This window comes from Arthrobacter sp. 05N429, assembly GCF_056397045.1.
In genome coordinates this window covers 119,171-136,201 of record NZ_JBFTMQ010000003.1, presented here as the reverse complement: position 1 = coordinate 136,201, position 17,031 = coordinate 119,171, and the positions used below count along the sequence as shown (strand labels likewise).

16 protein-coding genes are annotated in these 17,031 nt (G+C 67.8%); 1 reads left to right on the top strand and 15 read right to left on the bottom strand.

Annotated elements, in window-relative coordinates:
* Positions 1 to 95 precede the first annotated feature (95 nt).
* The 12 genes from metK to pyrR all read right to left on the bottom strand — a co-directional run bounded on the left by metK (position 96) and on the right by pyrR (position 13,373).
* Positions 96 to 1,331, bottom strand: coding sequence for a methionine adenosyltransferase (gene metK / locus AC1DF4_RS07605; protein ID WP_476912308.1), 1,236 nt, complete (start codon positions 1,329 to 1,331; stop codon positions 96 to 98).
* 78 nt (positions 1,332 to 1,409) lie between these two features.
* Entirely contained in the window at positions 1,410 to 2,690 is a 1,281-nt protein-coding gene (gene coaBC / locus AC1DF4_RS07600) for a bifunctional phosphopantothenoylcysteine decarboxylase/phosphopantothenate--cysteine ligase CoaBC (protein WP_476912307.1), read from the bottom strand.
* A gap of 25 nt (positions 2,691 to 2,715) precedes the next feature.
* Complete coding sequence (gene rpoZ, locus AC1DF4_RS07595) at positions 2,716 to 2,976, bottom strand: DNA-directed RNA polymerase subunit omega (protein ID WP_011692102.1); 261 nt, start codon at positions 2,974 to 2,976, stop codon at positions 2,716 to 2,718.
* Positions 2,977 to 3,015: 39 nt separating this feature from the next.
* Positions 3,016 to 3,588 carry a guanylate kinase gene (gmk, locus tag AC1DF4_RS07590; protein WP_476912306.1) on the bottom strand — a complete coding sequence of 191 codons (573 nt, stop codon included), beginning with the start codon at positions 3,586 to 3,588 and terminating at the stop codon, positions 3,016 to 3,018.
* 23 nt (positions 3,589 to 3,611) lie between these two features.
* Positions 3,612 to 3,947, bottom strand: a complete 336-nt coding sequence (gene mihF / locus AC1DF4_RS07585; protein ID WP_441404189.1) for an integration host factor, actinobacterial type — start codon at positions 3,945 to 3,947, stop codon at positions 3,612 to 3,614.
* A gap of 494 nt (positions 3,948 to 4,441) precedes the next feature.
* Positions 4,442 to 5,308, bottom strand: coding sequence for an orotidine-5'-phosphate decarboxylase (gene pyrF, locus AC1DF4_RS07580; RefSeq protein WP_476912305.1), 867 nt, complete (start codon positions 5,306 to 5,308; stop codon positions 4,442 to 4,444).
* Positions 5,301 to 8,615: a carbamoyl-phosphate synthase large subunit gene (gene carB / locus AC1DF4_RS07575; protein ID WP_476912304.1), complete on the bottom strand. Its 3,315-nt coding sequence runs from the start codon at positions 8,613 to 8,615 to the stop codon at positions 5,301 to 5,303. Before carB ends, pyrF begins: the two co-directional genes overlap by 8 nt.
* Entirely contained in the window at positions 8,615 to 9,868 is a 1,254-nt protein-coding gene (gene carA / locus AC1DF4_RS07570) for a glutamine-hydrolyzing carbamoyl-phosphate synthase small subunit (RefSeq protein WP_476912303.1), read from the bottom strand. Before carA ends, carB begins: the two co-directional genes overlap by 1 nt.
* The gene (locus AC1DF4_RS07565; protein ID WP_476912302.1) at positions 9,849 to 10,367 is read right to left on the bottom strand and encodes a PH-like domain-containing protein; all 519 of its coding nucleotides are present in this window, start codon (positions 10,365 to 10,367) and stop codon (positions 9,849 to 9,851) included. The genes carA and AC1DF4_RS07565 overlap by 20 nt, the downstream gene beginning before the upstream one ends.
* On the bottom strand, positions 10,367 to 11,743 hold the full coding sequence (locus AC1DF4_RS07560; RefSeq protein ID WP_476912301.1) for a dihydroorotase: 1,377 nt from the start codon (positions 11,741 to 11,743) through the stop codon (positions 10,367 to 10,369). The genes AC1DF4_RS07565 and AC1DF4_RS07560 overlap by 1 nt, the downstream gene beginning before the upstream one ends.
* Positions 11,743 to 12,777, bottom strand: coding sequence for an aspartate carbamoyltransferase catalytic subunit (locus AC1DF4_RS07555; protein ID WP_476912300.1), 1,035 nt, complete (start codon positions 12,775 to 12,777; stop codon positions 11,743 to 11,745). The genes AC1DF4_RS07560 and AC1DF4_RS07555 overlap by 1 nt, the downstream gene beginning before the upstream one ends.
* On the bottom strand, positions 12,774 to 13,373 hold the full coding sequence (gene pyrR / locus AC1DF4_RS07550) for a bifunctional pyr operon transcriptional regulator/uracil phosphoribosyltransferase PyrR (RefSeq protein WP_476912299.1): 600 nt from the start codon (positions 13,371 to 13,373) through the stop codon (positions 12,774 to 12,776). Before pyrR ends, AC1DF4_RS07555 begins: the two co-directional genes overlap by 4 nt.
* A 136-nt stretch (positions 13,374 to 13,509) precedes the next feature.
* Between pyrR and AC1DF4_RS07545 the strand changes: the two genes are divergently transcribed.
* Positions 13,510 to 14,775, top strand: a complete 1,266-nt coding sequence (locus AC1DF4_RS07545; protein ID WP_476912298.1) for a PrsW family intramembrane metalloprotease — start codon at positions 13,510 to 13,512, stop codon at positions 14,773 to 14,775.
* 20 nt (positions 14,776 to 14,795) lie between these two features.
* Here the strand turns inward: AC1DF4_RS07545 and AC1DF4_RS07540 are convergent, their stop codons facing one another.
* From AC1DF4_RS07540 to efp, 3 genes are all read right to left on the bottom strand, one after another.
* Complete coding sequence (locus tag AC1DF4_RS07540; protein ID WP_476912297.1) at positions 14,796 to 15,791, bottom strand: serine hydrolase domain-containing protein; 996 nt, start codon at positions 15,789 to 15,791, stop codon at positions 14,796 to 14,798.
* Positions 15,792 to 15,893: 102 nt separating this feature from the next.
* A complete protein-coding gene (gene nusB / locus AC1DF4_RS07535) occupies positions 15,894 to 16,304 on the bottom strand; it encodes a transcription antitermination factor NusB (RefSeq protein WP_427131383.1) in 411 nt (136 codons plus the stop codon).
* Positions 16,304 to 16,867 carry an elongation factor P gene (efp, locus tag AC1DF4_RS07530; RefSeq protein WP_024368580.1) on the bottom strand — a complete coding sequence of 188 codons (564 nt, stop codon included), beginning with the start codon at positions 16,865 to 16,867 and terminating at the stop codon, positions 16,304 to 16,306. Before efp ends, nusB begins: the two co-directional genes overlap by 1 nt.
* Positions 16,868 to 17,031 lie beyond the last annotated feature (164 nt).

Below are 17,031 nucleotides of genomic sequence, written 5' to 3'. Positions count from 1 at the left end.
ATAAAGAGTAGCCAGGCCGCCAGTATCGGCGGCCTGGCTACAGCACATCACATGGCTGTGACGTTTTGGCATCAAAGCGGACAGCGGCTCCGGCCTCAGGCGTTAAAGAAGGCCTTCAGCTCGTCCACGCGGTCCAGGCGTTCCCACGTGAAGTCGGGGTCTTCGCGGCCGAAGTGGCCGTGGGCTGCGGTCTTGGCGTAGATCGGGCGTTTCAGGTCGAGGGCATCGATGATGGCACGGGGGCGCAAGTCGAAGATCTCCGCGATCGCGGCGCTGATCCGGGCGGGATCCACGGTCTCGGTGCCGAAGGTCTCGACGTAGGTTCCCACCGGGCGTGCCTGGCCGATCGCGTAGGCGATCTGGATCTCGGCGCGCTTCGCGAGGCCTGCAGCCACCACGTTCTTGGCTACCCAGCGCATCGCGTACGCGGCCGAGCGGTCCACCTTGGACGGATCCTTGCCGGAGAAGGCGCCGCCGCCGTGGCGGGCCATGCCGCCGTAGGTGTCCACGATGATCTTGCGGCCGGTGAGGCCGGCGTCGCCGACGGGGCCGCCGATGACGAAGGCGCCGGCGGGGTTCAGGATGTTCTTGGTCCGCGAGATGTCCAGATTGGACAGCGCCATGACCGGGTCCACCACGTGGGTGGCCAGGTCGGCACGGAGCTGGTCCAGGCTGGCGCCTTCGGCGTGCTGGCTGGAGATGACGACGGTCTCGACCGAGACGGGCCGGTCGCCGTCGTAGCCGACGGTCACCTGGGTCTTGCCGTCGGGGCGCAAGTAGGCGAGCTCGCCGTTCTTGCGGACCTCGGTAAGGCGCTCGGAGAGCCGGTGCGCGAGCCAGATCGGAACCGGCATGTAGGAAGGGGTCTCGTCGCTGGCGTAGCCGAACATCAGGCCCTGGTCGCCGGCGCCCTGGAGGTCGTAGTCATCCTCCTGGCGGCCTTCGCGGGCCTCCAGCGAATTGAAGACGCCGCCGGCGATGTCGTTGGACTGCTGGCCGATAGAGACCGACACGCCGCAACGGGCGCCGTCGAAACCGTTGGCCGAGGAGTCGTAGCCGATGCCCAGGATGGTTTCCCGGACGATCTGCGGGATTTCGACGTACGCGTCGGTGGTGACCTCGCCGGCCACGTGGACCAGCCCGGTGGTGGCCAACGTCTCTACGGCCACCCGTGACTCCGGGTCCTTGGTCAGCAGGGCGTCGAGGATCGCATCGCTGATCTGGTCGCAGATCTTGTCGGGGTGTCCTTCGGTCACCGACTCGGAGGTGAAGAGCCGGAGCGAGGCGGGCGTGGACCCGTGGAAATCAGGGATGTGCAGCGGTAAAGTCACTCAACTACCTTACTGGTTGGAAAACGGACGTCCGGCGGCGTGTGTCCCTGTGCTAAGGAGACTTTGCTTACGCCCGGCTCAAGCCGGCGGAACAACCCGGCTCAACTCGGCGCTGATGCGGTCTATCACGGCAGCCGCGACGTCGGATTTGGAACCCGACGCCTCTTGGGGTTCGGAGCCGGAGCGGGAAAGGATGACTACGGAGTTGGTGTCCTCGCCGAAGACCTTGTCCTGGCCCACGTGGTTGACCACCAGCAGGTCACACGCCTTGCGGCGCAGCTTGGCCGCGGCATATTCCAGGACGTCGCCGTCGGCGTCGCCGGTCTCGGCCGCGAAGCCGACGATCAGCTGGTTACGGGAGGCCGCGTGGCGGACCTCGACGAGTTCCCGCAGGATGTCCGGGTTCCGGACCAGCGAGATGACAGGATCGTCGACGTCGTCGCGCTTCTTGATCTTGGTGCCGGAGACATCCGCCGGGCGGAAGTCGGCGACGGCGGCGGCCATGATGATGACGTCGGAATCGGCGGCGGCGTGCAGTGCCGCCTCGCGGAGTTCCAGGGCGGTCTCCACTTTGACGACGTCGACGCCGGACGGCGGCGGGACGTCCATGTGGGCGGCCAGCAGGCGGACCTTCGCGCCGGCGTCGCGGGCGGCGGCGGCCAGCGCCACTCCCTGCTTGCCGGAAGAGCGGTTTCCGAGGAACCGGACGGGGTCCAGGGGTTCGCGGGTGCCGCCGGCGCTGATCGTGACGGTGAGCCCGGCCAGCGGGCTTTGCGGGGAAGAAAATGCGGCGTCCGACGCCGGCAGGGGCGCCGTCGCTGGTACCGCCGGTGCACCGGCGAGTGCCAGGGCTGCTTCGAAAATGGCCTCGGGTTCGGGCAGCCTCCCCGGTCCGGAGTCCGATCCGGTGAGCCGGCCGGAGGCGGGCTCCAGTACCGTGACGCCCCTGCTGCGGAGCGTCTCGACATTGGCCTGCGTCGCCGGGTGCTGCCACATCTCGGTGTGCATGGCCGGGGCCATCAGCACCGGGCAGCCGCCCGCCATGAGCAGGGTGTTGGTGAGGAGGTCGTTAGCCTGGCCGGTAGCGGCGCGTGCCAGCAGGTCGGCGGTGGCGGGGGCCACCACGATCAGCTCGGCTTCGTGGCCGAGGCGGACGTGGTTGACGGTGTGCACGTCGTCGAAGATGCTGTTGCTGACCGGATGCCCGGACAGCGCTTCCCACGTAGCGACGCCGACGAAGCGGGTCGCGGCCTCCGTGGGGATGACCGTGACGTCATGGCCGGCTTCAGTAAAAAGCCGGAGGAGCGACGCCACCTTGTAGGCGGCTATCCCTCCCCCGACTCCGAGGACTATGCGCACGTGACCTCCGTCTGCGTCTGCGGAATTACTCTGCAGGTTCGATCGGGGTGGAAACGAGCTTGCCTTCGTTGATTTCGCGCAGGGCGATGGAGAGCGACTTCTCGTTCAGCTTGGTGTCGACCAGCGGGCCGACATACTCGAACAGGCCCTCGTGCAGCTGGGCGTAGTAGGCGTTGATCTGACGTGCGCGCTTGGCGCCGAAAATCACCAGTCCGTACTTCGAGTCGGCAGCCTTCAGCAGCTCGTCGATCGGCGGGTTGATGATGCCTTCAAGGTTCGTGGACACGAATTCTCCAAATTCTAACGGGCTGATGGCTTCCCGCGGCTAGCGCGGGTGGGGGGTCAGCCCCATGAGTGAAACGAGCTCGTCCGCTGCCCGGCGAACGTCGTCATTAACAACGGTGTGGTCGAACTCCGGTTCAGCAGCTAGCTCTACTTTACCGGTTTCCAGCCGCCGCTGCTGTTCCTCGGCGCTTTCCGTGCCGCGGCCCACCAGCCGACGCACCAATTCGTCCCAGCTGGGCGGCGCCAGGAACACGAACTGGGCATCCGGAACGGCCTGCCTGACCTGACGCGCTCCCTGCAGATCGATTTCCAGGAGCACCGGCCGGCCCTCGGCGATGGCCTCGTTGACCGTGCTCTTCAGCGTGCCGTAGGTATTCTGCCCGTGCACCACGGCCCATTCGAGCAGTTCGCCGGCGGCCACCAGGGACTCGAACTCCTCCTTCGACTTGAAGTAGTAGTGCACGCCGTCGATTTCCCCGGGCCGCGGAGCCCTGGTGGTGGCCGAAACGGACAACCAAACCTCGGGATAGTTGTCCCGGATGTAGGTGGACACGGTGCCTTTGCCAACAGCCGTCGGGCCGGCGAGGACTGTCAGTCCCGGTTTGTTGCTCACATATTCCTTTGGGCGGTTTGAAGTCAGCGCGGCGGACCGGGCTGTTTGTCGTCTATAAAATCTACCAGCGCCCGGCGCTGGTGAATTCCCAGGCCGCGGACCCGGCGCGACGCGGCGATGCCGAGCTGGTCCATGATGGCCGCGGCACGCACCCGCCCGATTCCGGGCAGCGCCTCCAGCAGTTCCACGATCCTCATCCGGGCGATCGCATCATCGCTCTCCCCTGCGCTGAGCAATTCGGCAATGGTCAGCTTCCCCGATTTCAGCCGGTCCTTGGCGGTGGCCCGGGTGGTCCTGGCGGCGGCGGCCTTGCTCAAGGCATCGGCACGCTCCTGCGGAGTGAGGGGTCGCAAACTCACTGAATGCCTCCCTGCATTGTCAGACGGGCCGCAGGAACGGCCCGGCGGGACGGGGCCGAACGGCCCCGGCCGGTACCGCGGACTTGTCCTGAACCTACCGTCTGGATGCCGAAGAAATCAATGCATGATTGCCCCGGCCCCAGCTTGTCCAAAGGTCGGGCCGGGGCGCAGGACTGTCGACGTCGGCCCGGCGCCAATGCGGCTGCGCCCATTCACCACGAATGGCCGCAACGACCGTCCCCATAGCGGCCACTTGCGTCAAATGGGTGCTAGAACCCGTGCCGACGCCGGCCCCGCCTGCGCCCGTTCGCCACGAATGGCCGCAACGACCCTCACCATAGCGGCCACTTGCGTCAGATGGGTGGCCGCGACGAGTGACGGTGGCCGCCCGGGCCATCGGGATCAGCCTGGTACGCCCACTTCGCTCCCCAAGGTTTCGGCCACCCCTGTCTTGGCTGACGCACGGGACCCAGATCGAAGAACCCGGTGCCCGACTAGGCCGAGCGGAGCTCCTCGAGGGTCCGCAGGGCTGCGTCGCTGAGGTCCTGGATCCGCGGACCGGCGCCGAGAATGTCACGGCTGGACGTCCCGAGCACCTGGCTATAAGCGCTGCCAAAGGTGCGGCGCAGGTCCGCCGCGGTGGCGCCCTGCGCGCCGAGGCCCGGGGCCAGAATGGGGCCGCGCACCGCTGCGAGGTCCAGGTCCAGGTCAGTGAGGGCGGAGCCGACGGTCGCACCGACGACGAGTCCGGTTGACCCCAACTCCCCTTCATACCGCTGGTTTTCCGCCGCCGCCGCCCGGACGATCCGGCGTGCCACGGAGTCCGCGCCGCCGACATGCTGGACGGACGCGCCTTCCGGGTTGGATGTCAGCGCCAGGACGAACACGCCGCGCCCGGTCTGCGCGGCGAGGTCCAGTGCGGGCCGGAGCGATTCGAAGCCCAGGTAGGGGCTCAGGGTCACCGAGTCGGCGGCCAGGGCGGAGCCGTCCCTCAGCCACGCGTCGGCGTAGGCGGCCATGGTGGAGCCGATGTCGCCGCGCTTGGCGTCGGCAATAGTCAGGACCGAGGCGTCCGCCGCCGCGGCGAGGACACGTTCCAGCACAGCCATGCCTGCGGAACCGTGCCGCTCATACAGGGCCACCTGGGGTTTGACCGCGGCAGCGAGCGAAGCCACCGCGTCCAGGACGGTGAGCGAGAACCGCTCCAGCCCGGCGACGTCGTCGTTCAGTCCCCAGCGCTGCAACAGCGCCGGGTGCGGGTCGATCCCGACGCACAACTGGCCGCGGTCCGCCATGGCCCGGCCCAGCCGGGAGCCGAAGGACTCCCGACCGGCCGTCTCAGTGGCAGCAGCCTCAGGCATTCTGCGATACCGCATTCTGCGAGGCAAACAGCGCAGCCGCGTGCTCCTGCAGGCTGGTGACCGACCATTCGTAGGTGCGCAGCGCCTCGATCGCCTGGACGGCGGCGTTGAACTCGGCCACCGTGGTGATGCACGGGATGCCGATCGACGTCGCGGCGGCACGCAGTTCATAGCCGTCGCTGCGGGCCTCGCCACCGGAGGGGGTGTTGAAGACCATGTCGATCTCCCCGGCGATGATGAGGTCCGCGATGGTGCCCTCGCCTTCGGCGCTGGAGCCCTCGGCGACTTTGCGGACCGGGGTGGCCTGGATGCCGTTGCGGCGCAGCACGTCGGCGGTGCCGCCGGTGGAGACGATCTCGAAGCCGAGGTCGGAGAGCCGCTTGACGCCCATGATGACCGAACGCTTGTCCCGGTTGGCCACCGAGACGAAGATCTTGCCCTCGGTGGGCAGCGCGTTGTTGGCGGCAGCCTGGCTCTTGGCGAAGGCGGTGTCAAAGTGCTTGTCGATGCCCATGACCTCGCCGGTGGAGCGCATTTCCGGCCCGAGCAGGGAGTCAACCACCTTGCCCTCGGGGGTACGGAAGCGGCTGAACGGCAGCACGGCTTCCTTGACCGAGACCGGGGCGTCCAGCGGCAGCGTGGAGCCGTCGCCGGTTTCCGGGAGCATCTTGTAAGCGGTGCGGAGCTGGTTGATGGTGACGCCGGTGCCGATCAGGGCCGCCGCCTTCGCCATCTGCACACCGGTCGCCTTGGAGACGAACGGGACGGTGCGGGAGGCCCGCGGGTTGGCTTCCAGGACGTAGAGCACGTCGGAGGCCAGGGCGAACTGGATGTTGATCAAGCCGCGGACGCCCACGCCCTCGGCGATGGCCAGGGTGGCGGTGCGGACGCGCTCCAGCACGTTGTTGCCCAGGGTGATGGGCGGAAGCACGCACGCTGAGTCGCCCGAGTGGATGCCGGCCTCCTCGATGTGCTCCATGATGCCGCCGAGGTACATCTCGGTGCCGTCGTAGAGGGCGTCGACGTCGATTTCGACGGCGTCCTCAAGGAACCGGTCGATCAGGACCGGGTGGTCCGGGGTGATCTCGGTGGCGTTGGCGATGTAGCGGGAGAGGTTGGGCTCGTCGTAGACGATCTCCATGCCGCGGCCGCCGAGAACATACGACGGGCGGACCAGGACCGGGTAGCCGATTTCGTCGGCGATCTTCTTGGCATCCTCGAAGGACACAGCGGTGCCGTTCTTCGGCGAGATGAGGCCGCCCTTGTCGAGCACGCGGGAGAAGGCTCCGCGGTGCTCGGCAAGGTCGATCGCCTCCGGGGACGTGCCGAGGATCGGCACGCCGGCGTCGGCAAGCTGCTGGGCGAGCTTGAGCGGGGTCTGGCCGCCGAGCTGGACGAAGACGCCCATGACGCCGCCGGTGCGTTCCTCGGCCGCGATGACCTCGAGCACGTCTTCGAGCGTGAGCGGCTCGAAGTACAGCCGGGTTGACACGTCGTAGTCGGTGGAGACGGTCTCGGGGTTGCAGTTGACCATCACGGTCTCGTACCCGGCCTTGCGCAGCGCCATCGACGCGTGCACGCAGGAGTAGTCGAACTCGATGCCCTGGCCGATCCGGTTGGGGCCCGAACCGAGGATGATGATGGACGGCTTCGCGTGCAGCGCCACCTCGTCCTCCTCGTCGTAGGAGGAGTAGTGGTACGGCGTGTACGCGGCGAATTCGGCGGCGCAGGTGTCCACGGTCTTGTAGACGGGGCGGATGCCGAGGGCCTGCCGGACCCCGCGGACGACGTCCTCGGAGTTGTGCGTCAGGGCGCCGATCTGCTCGTCGGAGAAGCCGTGGCGCTTGGCGCGGGTCAGCATCTCCGGGGTCAGCGCGGCGGCCTGGCGGATTTCCACCGAGATCTCGTTCAGCAGCTGGAGCTGGTCCAGGTACCAGGGGTCGATCTTGGTGGCCTCGAAGAGCTGCTCCACGGTGGCGCCGCCGAGCAGGGCACGCTGGACCTGGTGCAGGCGGTCGGTGGTGGGACGCTTGGACTTCTCGATCAGCTCGGCGACTTCCCATTCCGGGACGTGGCTGAAGTCGAGCTGGGAGCCCTTCTGCTCGAGGGAGCGCAGGGCTTTCTGCAGCGCCTCGGTGAAGTTGCGGCCCATCGCCATGGCCTCGCCCACCGATTTCATGGTGGTGGTGAGGGTGGGGTCCGCCGCCGGGAACTTCTCGAAGGCGAAGCGCGGGACCTTCACGACGACGTAGTCCAGGGTCGGTTCGAAGGACGCCGGCGTCTTCTGGGTGATGTCGTTCGGGATCTCGTCCAGGGTGTAGCCGAGGGAGAGCTTGGTGGCGATTTTGGCGATCGCGAAGCCGGTGGCCTTGGAGGCCAGGGCGGAGGAGCGGGAGACGCGCGGGTTCATTTCAATCACGACGACGCGGCCCGTGTCGGGCTCGACGGCGAACTGGATGTTGCAGCCGCCGGTGTCGACGCCGACTTCGCGGATGACGGCGATGGAGATGTCCCGCAGGCGCTGGTACTCGCGGTCCGTCAGGGTCAGGGCGGGGGCGACTGTGATCGAGTCGCCGGTGTGCACGCCGACCGGGTCGAAGTTCTCGATGGAGCAGACCACCACGACGTTGTCGTTCTTGTCCCGCATCATCTCGAGCTCGTATTCCTTCCAGCCCAGGATGCTCTCTTCGAGCAGCACTTCGCTGGTGGGGCTGTACTGCAGCCCCTGGCCAACGATGCGGCGGAGGTCGTTCTCGTCGTAGGCGAGGCCGGAGCCGAGGCCGCCCATGGTGAAGGAGGGCCGGACGACCATCGGGTAGCCGAGGTCCTCTGCGGCGGTGAGGGCCTCGTCAATGGTGTGGATGATGTGGCTGCGGGCCGATTCCGCGCCGCAGCGCTCCACCACGCCCTTGAACTTTTCGCGGTCCTCGCCAAGCTCGATCGCGGCGATGTTGGCGCCGATCAGTTCGACGTTGTACTTCTCCAGCACACCGTTCTTGTCCAGCGCGATCGCGGTGTTGAGCGCGGTCTGGCCGCCGAGGGTGGGCAGGATCGCGTCCGGGCGTTCCTTGGCGATGATCTTCTCTACCACCTCGGGGGTGATCGGCTCGATGTAGGTGGCGTCGGCGAACTCCGGGTCGGTCATGATGGTGGCCGGGTTGGAGTTGACGAGGATGACGCGGAGGCCCTCCTCCTTGAGGACGCGCAGTGCCTGGGTGCCGGAGTAGTCGAATTCGGCCGCCTGGCCGATCACGATCGGGCCGGAACCGATGACCAGGACGCTCTTAAGGTCAGTTCTCTTGGGCATTACTTCTTGTCCTCAGTCTTGGATTCGGTGGAAGTCTTTGTCTCTGTCTTGGAAGAAGCGTCGGCCATCAGCTGGATGAAGCGGTCGAAGAGGTAGGCCGCGTCGTGCGGGCCGGACGCGGCCTCGGGGTGGTACTGCACCGAGAAGGCCGGGATGTCGAGGCAGGACAGGCCCTCGACGACGTCGTCGTTGAGGCTCACGTGGCTGACCTCGACGCGGCCGAAGCGCTCCTCGGGGGCCTGCGTGGCGCCGTCGAGCGGGGCGTCTACGGCGAAGCCGTGGTTCTGCGAGGTGATCTCCACCTTGCCGGTGCGCCGGTCCATCACAGGCTGGTTGATGCCGCGGTGGCCGTAGCGCAGCTTGTAGGTGCCGAAGCCCAGGGCACGGCCCAGGATCTGGTTGCCGAAGCAGATGCCGAAGTACGGGATCTTCTCGTCCAGGACGGAGCGGAGCAGCTTGACCTGGTTGTCGGCGGTGGCGGGGTCGCCGGGGCCGTTGGACATAAAGAATCCGTCGGGGTTGACCGCCTGGACATCGGCCAGGGTGGCGGTGGCCGGCAGCACGTGCACGCGGACGCCACGCTCGGCGAAGCGGATGGGGGTCATCCGCTTGATGCCAAGGTCGATCGCGGCGATGCTGAAGCGCGGTTCGCCGTCCCAGCCCCAGTCCTTGGGTTCCACGGTGTAGGCCTCGTCGACGCTGACTTCCTCGGCCAGGCGTGAGCCTTCCATCGGGGCGCTGGCCAGAACGGTGTCCACGAGTTCCTTGTCAGTGGCGCGGACGGCGTCGCCGGAGAAGATCCCGGCGCGCATTGTCTTGTGTTCGCGCAGGTGCCGGGTGATGGCGCGGGTATCCACGCCCTGGATGCCGACGATGCCCTGTTCTACCAGCTCCTCGTCGAGGGAGCGTTCCGAGCGCCAGTTGGACGGGCGGCGGGCGGCGTCGCGGACGATGTAGCCGGCCACCCAGATGCGCCGGGACTCGGCGTCGTCCTTGTTCACGCCGGTGTTGCCGATGTGCGGGGCGGTCTGCACCACGAGCTGGCGGGCGTAGGAGGGGTCCGTGATGGTCTCCTGGTAGCCGGTCATGCCGGTCGCGAACACGGCCTCGCCGAGCGCGGTTCCGGTGGCACCGTAGCTGGTCCCGCGGAAGATCCGGCCGTCCTCGAGCACGAGGGCTGCCGGGGTGGAGGCTGCTGCGTTTGATGTCATGTGGTTGGGGTCCGTCACGTTGTTACTTTCCACTATCGGCATTGGCCTGGGGGGCCGCGGGGATCAAATCTTGCAGGGCATTGAGGAGCTTGGTTTTGTCGTCGGCGTGCCGGGTGCGGAACCCGGAATCGAGTTCGCGGGTGCCGAGCATCCAGCTGAGCACCAGGAGTCCGTCCTTTTCGACGAACTTCCCGGCCATGCCGCTTTCCTGCCGCACCCCGGTGAGGCTGGCGGCCGGGATGAAGACCGGGGCCGCGCCGGAGCGGTCGAAGAGCACCCCTTCGCGGTGGACGCTGAGTTCGGCGTTGGTCCTGATGCCCAGATTGTGCACGGCAATGCGGTCCAGCCAGTCACCGGCAGTGGTGGACGCGACGTACTGGCCGTCGGCTACTGCCACCGCGGCGCCCAGCGCTCCGGGGATCTCCGGCAGCGGGTCGACGTCGGCCTGGCGGCGCAGGCGGTTCCGCCAGCCCACCGCCAGCATGGCGAAGATGCCAACGGCGAGGGCCAGCATGATCAGGAAGAAGGGCAGCTTGTCCATCAGGAGAGGCCCTCTGCTGTAGTGCCCGGCGCGGCCGGCGCTTCGGCGAGCCACCGGTACGGGGTGTTGAGTTTACCGTCGAGGACGGTGGGGTGGCCCTTGAAGAATGTCGCCACCACCTTGCCGGGAAGTTCCCGGCCGGCAAACGGAGAGTTACGGCCCATGGTTGCCATCTTAGAAGGGTCCACGGTCCAGCGCGCAGCCGGGTCCACGAGTGTGACGTTCGCGGGTTCGCCGGCGTCGAGCGGGCGGCCCTGGTCCTCGACCCGGCCGATCGCGGCCGGGGCGGTGGACGTGACGCGGGCGAAGTCGGCCCAGCCCATCAGCCCGGTTTCGATCATGGTGTGCTGCACCACGGACAGTGCGGTTTCCAGCCCGGTCATGCCCATGGCGGCCTGCGCCCACTCACATTCCTTGTGTTCGCTGGGGTGCGGGGCGTGGTCCGTGCCGACGACGTCGATCGTGCCGTCGGCCAGCGCGGCGCGCAGGGCCTGGACATCGGCGTCGGTGCGCAGCGGCGGGTTGACCTTGTAGACGGGATCGTAGCTGCGGGCGAGTTCGTCCGTGAGCCAGAGATGGTGCGGGGTGACCTCGGCCGTGACGTTGACGCCGCGGGACTTGGCCCAGCGGATGATCTCCACGGAGCCGGCCGTGGAGACGTGGCAGACATGCAGCCGGGACCCGACGTGCTGGGCGAGCAGGACGTCGCGGGCAATGATGCTTTCCTCGGCGACGGCGGGCCAGCCGGTGAGGCCCAGGACGGCCGAGACCTCGCCTTCATTCATTTGCGCGCCGGCGGTGAGCCGCGGTTCCTGCGCGTGCTGGGCGACGACGCCGTCGAACGCCTTGACGTACTCCAGCGCCCGGCGCATCAGCACGGGGTCGTGGACGCATATCCCGTCGTCGGAGAAAACGCGGACGTGCGCGCGGGAATCGGCCATCGCGCCGAGTTCGGCGAGCCGCTCCCCCGCGAGGCCGACCGTGACGGCGCCGACCGGGCGGACGTCCACCCAGCCGGCGGTACGGCCGAGCGTAAGGACCTGTTCGACGACGCCGGCGGTGTCCGCCACCGGGGTGCTGTTGGCCATCGCGTGCACGGCGGTGTAGCCGCCCAGGGCCGCGGCGCGGGTGCCGGTCTCGACCGTTTCGGCGTCTTCGCGGCCGGGTTCGCGCAGGTGGGTGTGGATGTCCACCATGCCGGGCAGTGCCACGAGTCCGGCGGCCTCAATGACAGTGGCGCCGTCGGCGGACAGGTCCTGGCCTCGTTCGGCGATGATCCCGTCGCGGATCAGGAGGTCTTCGGGGGCTCCGCCGAGAATGGCGGCTCCGCGGATCAGGTAGGCGCCGGTGACTGCGTCCTGTTGCTGTGATGCCATCAGTGGCTCTCCTTGGTGACGGGGGCGGAGTTGTTCTCTGCGGAAGTGGGGGTGGCGTGGATGGCCGGTTCGCGGGTGTCCCCGGAGAGCAGCAGGTAGAGGGCCGCCATCCGGATGGAGACGCCGTTGCGTACCTGCGCCAGCACCGTGGATCGGGGCGAGTCGGCCGCAGCGGAGGAAATCTCCAGGCCCCGGTTCATGGGCCCGGGGTGCATGATGATGGTGTCCTTCAAACCCAGGCTGTCCAGGGCACGGAGCCGGTTGTCGTCGAAGCCCCAGCGGCGGGAGTATTCGCGCGTGGTCGGGAAGAACGAGGCGTTCATCCGTTCGCCCTGCACGCGGAGCATCATCATGGCGTCCACGCCGCGGGCGAGGGTCTCGTCCAGGTCGTAGCTGACCGCGCAGGGCCACTGTTCGACGCCGATCGGCAGCAGCGTCGGCGGCGCCACCAGGGTAACCTCGGCGCCGAGGGTGCGCAGCAGCCAGACGTTGGAGCGGGCCACCCGGGAGTGCAGCACGTCCCCGGCGATCGCTACGCGCATCCCCGTGAGGTCCGCCCCCGCGGACGGGGTGCCGGCCAGTTTGGACCAGTGCCGGCGCATGGTGAACGCGTCCAGCAGCGCCTGGGTGGGGTGTTCATGGGTGCCGTCGCCGGCGTTGATGACGGCGGCGTCGATCCAGTCCGTGGCGGCGAGCCGGTGCGGGGCGCCGGAGGCCCAGTGCCGGATGACGACGGCGTCGGCGCCCATCGCGGAGAGCGTCTGGGCCGTGTCCTTGAGGGATTCGCCCTTGGAGACGGAGGAGCCTTTCGCGGCGAAGTTGATGACGTCGGCGGAGAGCCGTTTGGCGGCGGCCTCGAAAGAGATGCGGGTGCGGGTGGAGTCCTCGAAGAACAGGTTGACCACGGTGCGGCCGCGCAGCGTGGGAAGTTTCTTGACCTCGCGCTCCCCCACGGCCGCCATTTCCTCGGCGGTGTCGAGGATGCGGACGGCGTTGGACAGGCTCAGGTCTTCGGTGGAGAGCAGGTGCCTCATGCGGTGGCCTCGATGACCACTTCGTTGACGGGGGCGCCGTCGACCGAGTCCGTTTCGGCCAGCCGGACCCTGACTTTCTCGGACGAGGAGGTGGGGAGGTTCTTGCCGACGTGGTCCGCGCGGATGGGCAGCTCCCGGTGGCCGCGGTCAATCAGAACCGCGAGGCGGACGATGCGCGGGCGGCCGAGGTCGATAATCGCGTCCAGGGCGGCCCGGATGGTCCGGCCGGAGTACAGGACGTCGTCGATCAGCACCACGACTTTGTTGTCGATGCCGGTGCGGGGAAGCTGCGTGGGGTACGGCGGGCGCATGGCCTGATGGGAAAGATCGTCCCGGAACATGGTCACATCCAACTGGCCGACGATCGCGGCGGGGTCCACGGTGGGATCGGCGGCGGCAATCTTGGCGGCGAGCCGCACGGCGAGGGGGTAGCCCCTCCGCGGGATGCCCAGCAGGACGAGGTCTTGGGAGCCCTTGTTGGACTCAAGAATCTCATGGGCGATACGAGTGAGTGCACGGTCGATGTCCGCCTGGTTGAGTACCACTCGGGTGAGTACAACCTTGGCCGGAACCGGTGCTTCTGGAACAGAAGTCAACGCTCGTCTCCCCTTTCCCCGCCTCACGGGACGGAATTAAAAAAGGATTGTTTGCCTTCTCAAATTACCACAGCGCTACTGGCGCCCCGGCGCTGCCGGCATGCGTTTAACCTCACACGGACATAGGCTCGGGTTCATGACGACCAACGAGCCGCGGCCGGGGCAAGACCACCCCGCGTACTCCCCCGGCGGCCAACCGCTGCCGCAGCAGGCCAACCCGACGTGGCTGGGGCATGTCCAGCCGGAATACTACCGGCAGGCACCGGCCAACGACCGTGGCGGGTTCCAGCCGGTCCTCCCGCCGGCGCTCCCAGCGGCGCGGCGCGGCCGCAGTTCCGCGGGACTGTCCGGGCTCCTGCTGGCCGGCCTGTTTCTGGCGTTCTTCAGCCTCTTCCTGGTCCTCCCGTTCCTTCTGGGCAGCACCGGGATCTCGGGCTTCGTTATCGGGTTCATCGCCTCGCTCATTCCCTTGGGGACAGTGCTGCTGACGGTGCGCTTCATCGACCGCTGGGAGCCGGAGCCGCGGCCGCTGCTGCTGTTCGCCTTCGTTTGGGGAGCGGTGGTCTCGATTGCCGTGACCATGCTCCTGCAGCCCTATTTCTCGGCCGTGGCGGGGCCCGCCTCGGGACTGGACTACACGACGTTCGCCGTGACCGTCCAGGCGCCGGTGGTGGAGGAATTCGCCAAGTCCCTGGGGTTGCTGCTGCTCCTGCTCTTCGCCCGGAAGCATTTCGACGGCCCGGTCGACGGGGTGGTGTTCGCCTTCACCATCGCGGCCGGCTTCGCGTTCACCGAGAACATCCTCTATTTCGGGCGTGCGATCGCCGAATCCAGCGACCCCGGCACCGAGTTGGCGGTGGTGTTCTTCCTCCGCGGGGTCATGTCGCCGTTCGCCCACGCCATCTTCACGGGCACCACCGGGCTGATCATGGGCTTCGCCGCGCGACGCTGGCACAACGGCCTGTCCGTGCTGGCGTTCGCCGTCGGCCTGGTCCCCGCGATGCTGCTGCACAGCGCCTGGAACAGCATGGGCGCGGACTTCCTGGCCACGTACGTGCTGGTGCAGGTGCCAATCTTCCTGCTGGCGGTTGTGGTCATCGTGCTGCTGCGCGTCGCCGAGCGCAGGCTTACCCGCCAGCGGCTCAGGGAATACTCGGCCGCCGGCTGGTTCAGCGCGGCCGAGGTGGACATGCTGGCCACCAGCGGCGGCCGCCGCTCCGCCCTGCGCTGGGCAAAGTCCACCGGCCGCGGCCCGCAGATGAAGGCCCTGCTCCATGCCGCCACCCAGCTGGCCTTCACCCGTCAGCGGATCCTCAGCGGCCGGGACGTTCCGGCGCACCAGCTCGATGAGCGCCACCAGCTCGCCGAAATCGCCGCCCTCCGGGCCGCCGTCGTTCGCTAGGAGCGTTCGCTGACTGTGCGTCAGCGTGCTGCCAGTTCCCGCAGCAGCTCGAAACCCGGACGGTCAACCGAAGCTGCCGTCGCCGTGAGCAGGACCACCCCGGCCTTTGCTTCCCGGTCCAGGCCGATCCAGCTGCTGAACCCGCCCGTGCCGCCGTTGTGCCAGGTGATCCGCCGTCCCTTGGAGTCGAGGGTCAGCCAGGCGGCGCCGATGCGGACCGCGGGGCCGGCGAATTCTTCCACCGGATCGAGGGCGGACATGCCCGGGGCGGTGCCGTCGAGGAGCGCCCCGGCGAGCCGGGCGAGGTCCTGGATGGCGGCGCGGATGCCGCCGGCCGGAGCCAGCGCCTCGCCCGTCCAGGGTTGCCGGGGCCGGCCCCGACGGCTTGTGCCGGTGAGGGCGTGGGGGCCGAGTTCGCCGGGGGTGGCGGGCAGGTACACCGAGTCGAGGGCCAGCGGCCGGCTGAGGCGTGCCGCCACAAGGTCCCGGTAGCTCATCCCGGCGCCGGCCGCGATTGCGTGGCCGAGGAGCTCGAACCCGAGGTTGGAATACCGTGGCCGCGGACCCTGCAGTCGCGGCCCCGGCAGCCGTACGGCACGGGCCTGCTCCAGCAGATCCGCGAGGCTCTCCCCATACGGGTTTTCGCCCTGCAGGAAGAGTGACACCGTGCGCCGCATCATGGACGCGGAACCGGGTGTTGCCGGTGCCAGCCGGGGCAGCCCCGAGGCATGCCGGCTCAAGGCGCCAAGGCTGACGCCCGCCGCGGCACAGTTCCCCAGCGGCAACAGTCCCCCGAGCAGGGTGTCCGGGGAAATCTCGCCCCGCCCGCACGCGTCCGCGTAGAGCAGGCCGGTGATCCCCTTGGAGATTGAGCCGATCTCGAAATCCGATTCGGCAGCGACTCCGCTGACCCCGATGGTTGTCTCTCCGCCGGCGATGGCGGCCGCGGCAAACCTTGGGTGCCCGGACCCCAGCCGGGTGCGGAGCGTTGCCTCGAGCACGGAATCGGTGTCCACCCGCACACGATATCCGTTACGTCAGCGCCGTCAAAGAACCGGCCGGGAATGAAAGAACCCCGCCCGGGATGTCCCGGACGGGGTTCTTCGAGGCGCGGTGCGCTAAGCGAGCAGCGAAGGCTTCAGCTGCTGCAGGCGGCCCAGCAGGCCGTTGATGAACGACGGCGACTCGTCCGTTGAGAGGGTCTTGGCAAGCGCCACGGCCTCGCTGACGGCAACGCCGTCGGGGACATCATCGTTGTAGAGCAGCTCCCAGGTGCCGATCCGCAGGATGGTGCGGTCCACGGAGGGCATCCGCTCCAGCGTCCAGCCCTGAGAATAGGTTTCCAGGAACTCGTCGATCGCCGCCTGGTGGGAGACAACGCCCTCGACGATTTCGAGGGTGTACGGGTTGACGATCTGGTCCGTCTGTTCCCGGCGGGACTTCAAAACATCGAACGCCGAGACGGAACGCTGTTCCGCCTCGAAGAGAACATCCAGGGCCCGGTTACGGGCCTTACCGCGTGCACTCACTAGTCGTTGACCCGGCCGAGGTAGCTGCCGTCGCGGGTGTCGACCTTGACCTTGGTGTTGTTCTCGACGAACAGGGGCACCTGGATCTCGTAGCCGGTTTCGAGGGTGGCGGGCTTGGTGCCGGCCGAGGAGCGGTCGCCCTGCAGGCCCGGTTCCGTGTAGGTGATCTCGAGCACAACGCTCGGGGGCAGTTCGATGTAGAGCGGGTTGCCTTCGTGGATGGCGATGTTGACCATCTGGTTTTCGAGCATGAAGTTGGTGGCGTCGCCGACGGTTGCACCCGGAACGGTGAGCTGGTCGAAGTCGGACGTGTCCATGAACACGAAGTCGGCGCCGTCCTGGTACAGGTACTGGTAATCGCGGCGGTCCACCGTGGCGGTCTCGATCTTGAGTCCGGCGTTGAAGGTCTTGTCGACGACCTTGCCGGACATCACGTTGCGCATCTTGGTGCGGACGAACGCGCCACCCTTGCCGGGCTTGACGTGCTGGAACTCGATGATGTTCCAGAGCTGGCCCTCAAGCTTAAGGACGGTCCCGTTCTTGATGTCGTTAGTGGTTGCCACAGTATCCTCTGGTTTCGTTTCTTGCTGGTTCTAACTGCCAGCCGGTTATGCCAGGCGAGCATGCCGAATGGCTGCCAGCGCGTATTTATCAAAAATCCAAGAACCATTCTACCGGTTTTGCGCCAACACTGCCGGACGCCCCGGTGCGGGGCCTCAGCGGAGGC

What these genes read in the sequence shown, in the direction of transcription:
- carA (WP_476912303.1), bottom strand. Translation starts at nt 9,868, where the DNA reads ATGCCGATAGTGGAAAGTAACAACGTGACGGACCCCAACCACATGACA.
- AC1DF4_RS07560 (WP_476912301.1), bottom strand. Translation starts at nt 11,743, where the DNA reads ATGGCATCACAGCAACAGGACGCAGTCACCGGCGCCTACCTGATCCGC.
- AC1DF4_RS07565 (WP_476912302.1), bottom strand. Translation starts at nt 10,367, where the DNA reads ATGGACAAGCTGCCCTTCTTCCTGATCATGCTGGCCCTCGCCGTTGGC.
- AC1DF4_RS07555 (WP_476912300.1), bottom strand. Translation starts at nt 12,777, where the DNA reads ATGAGGCACCTGCTCTCCACCGAAGACCTGAGCCTGTCCAACGCCGTC.
- carB (WP_476912304.1), bottom strand. Translation starts at nt 8,615, where the DNA reads ATGCCCAAGAGAACTGACCTTAAGAGCGTCCTGGTCATCGGTTCCGGC.
- AC1DF4_RS07545 (WP_476912298.1), top strand. Translation starts at nt 13,510, where the DNA reads ATGACGACCAACGAGCCGCGGCCGGGGCAAGACCACCCCGCGTACTCC.
- pyrF (WP_476912305.1), bottom strand. Translation starts at nt 5,308, where the DNA reads ATGCCTGAGGCTGCTGCCACTGAGACGGCCGGTCGGGAGTCCTTCGGC.